The 2,007-nt window shown below is 56.2% G+C and carries 1 protein-coding gene and 2 pseudogenes; 2 read left to right on the plus strand and 1 reads right to left on the minus strand.

What is annotated here, in order from left to right; all coding sequences use genetic code 11:
• Positions 1-186: pseudogene (locus UC14_RS26490) on the minus strand (hypothetical protein); the annotation flags it as partial.
• Between the two features lie 49 nt (positions 187-235).
• On the opposite strand from UC14_RS26490, the pseudogene trpCF reads away from it, so the two are divergent.
• A pseudogene (trpCF, locus tag UC14_RS26495) lies at positions 236-1,117 on the plus strand (bifunctional indole-3-glycerol-phosphate synthase TrpC/phosphoribosylanthranilate isomerase TrpF); the annotation flags it as partial.
• A gap of 44 nt (positions 1,118-1,161) precedes the next feature.
• Positions 1,162-2,007: tryptophan synthase subunit beta (gene trpB / locus UC14_RS26500; protein ID WP_112198769.1), on the plus strand; the 846-nt coding region annotated here is incomplete at its 3' end.

Consider the following 2,007-nt stretch of genomic DNA (forward strand, 5'->3'; position numbering starts at 1 on the left):
CGCCAGTACATTCCAGCTACTGTCGAGCAGATAACCGGGGCAGGCGAACTGACTGACACAGTCTTTCAGGCTGGCGTCCGGTGCGCCGGAAGAGGGTAATACCTGCGGATCTTTCACCGACGCCACGACTGAATAAATACTCTCGTGCCGCAGGTTCCATGCGCAGCGCTTTGGCCAGGCTGTCAAGGGTCGCAGCACGAAATGGACACATCGCGCCCCTGTTCAATCCACGTATATGCTGACGGAGGCCAGTAATGAAGAAGAACTGGATCGCGCCGTTAAACTGAAAGCCAAAGTCGTCGGTATCAATAACCGCGATTTGCGCGATTTGTCTATCGACCTGAACCGCACCCGTGAGCTGGCACCGCGCGTACCGCATGGCGTCACGGTCATCAGTGAATCAGGTATTAATACTTACGGACAAATCCGTGAACTGAGCCGCTTCGCCAATGGCTTCCTGATCGGCAGTGCGCTGATGTCGGAACAAGACCTGAGCAGTGCCGTTCGTCGCGTGCTGCTCGGTGAAAACAAGGTCTGTGGCCTGACCCGCGCTCAGGATGCCAAAGCCGCGCACGAAGCTGGTGCTATTTATGGCGGGCTGATTTTTGTTGAAGCCTCACCGCGTTTCGTGACACAGACGCAGGCGAAAGAAGTGCAGAACGGCGCACCGCTGAAGTATGTCGGCGTGTTCCGCGATGAAGAAATCACCACAGTGGCCCAGACGGCTCAGACATTAAACCTGGCCGCCGTGCAGCTTCATGGCGACGAAGATCAGGTTTATATCGATGCCCTGCGCACAGCCTTGCCGCAAACGGTTCAGATCTGGAAAGCGCTGAGCGTCAAAGAAACATTGCCAGCGCGCGACCTGAATCACGTGGATCGTTACGTCCTGGACAACGGCAAAGGGGGCACGGGTCACCGGTTCGACTGGAGCAAACTGGCCGGTCAGGATTTGAGCAACACCTTACTCGCCGGTGGACTGAGCGCAGATAACTGCGTCGAAGCCGCACAACTCGGTTGCGCAGGCCTGGATTTCAACTCAGGTGTTGAAAGCGAGCCGGGCATCAAGGATGCCGGGAAAATTAATGCCGTATTCCAGACATTGCGGGCGTATTAAGCCGCACGCAATGACGCAAAAATTGACAGACAGGACGCGATAACATGACTTTACTTAATCCCTACTTTGGCGAATTTGGCGGCCAGTATGTCCCGCAAATTCTGATGCCTGCGCTGGCTCAGCTGGAAGAAGCTTTTGTCAGCGCACAGCGCGACCCTGAGTTTCAGGCCGAATTCATTGATTTACTGAAAAACTACGCAGGCCGCCCGACCGCCCTGACGTTGTGTAAAAACCTGACCGCAGGCACCAAAACCAAGCTGTACCTTAAGCGTGAAGATTTGCTGCACGGCGGCGCGCACAAAACTAACCAGGTGTTGGGTCAGGCATTACTGGCCAAACGCATGGGCAAAACTGAAATCATCGCCGAAACCGGCGCGGGTCAGCACGGCGTGGCATCGGCACTGGCCTGTGCGCTGCTCGGCCTGAAATGCCGCATTTATATGGGCGCAAAAGACATTGAGCGTCAGTCGCCAAACGTGTTCCGTATGCGTCTGATGGGGGCTGAAGTGATTCCGGTACATAGCGGTTCTTCCACGCTGAAAGATGCCTGTAATGAGGCGCTGCGTGACTGGTCCGGCAGCTATGAAAAAGCCCACTACATGCTGGGCACGGCAGCAGGCCCGCATCCGTATCCGACCATCGTGCGTGAATTCCAGCGTATGATCGGCGAAGAAACCAAAGCGCAGATGCAGGAACGCGAAGGCTGCCTGCCGGATGCGGTGATTGCCTGCGTCGGCGGCGGCTCCAATGCGATCGGTATGTTTGCGGATTTCATCGACGACACCAGCGTGAAGCTGATTGGCGTTGAACCGGGTGGTCTGGGCATTGAAACCGGACAACACGGCGCGCCGCTCAAACACGGTCACGTCGGCATTTACTTCGGCATGAAA

Origin of the sequence: Rahnella sp. NRRL B-41462, from assembly GCF_003263525.1 — a bacterium.
In the GTDB taxonomy this organism is placed as follows: domain Bacteria; phylum Pseudomonadota; class Gammaproteobacteria; order Enterobacterales; family Enterobacteriaceae; genus Rahnella; species Rahnella aceris.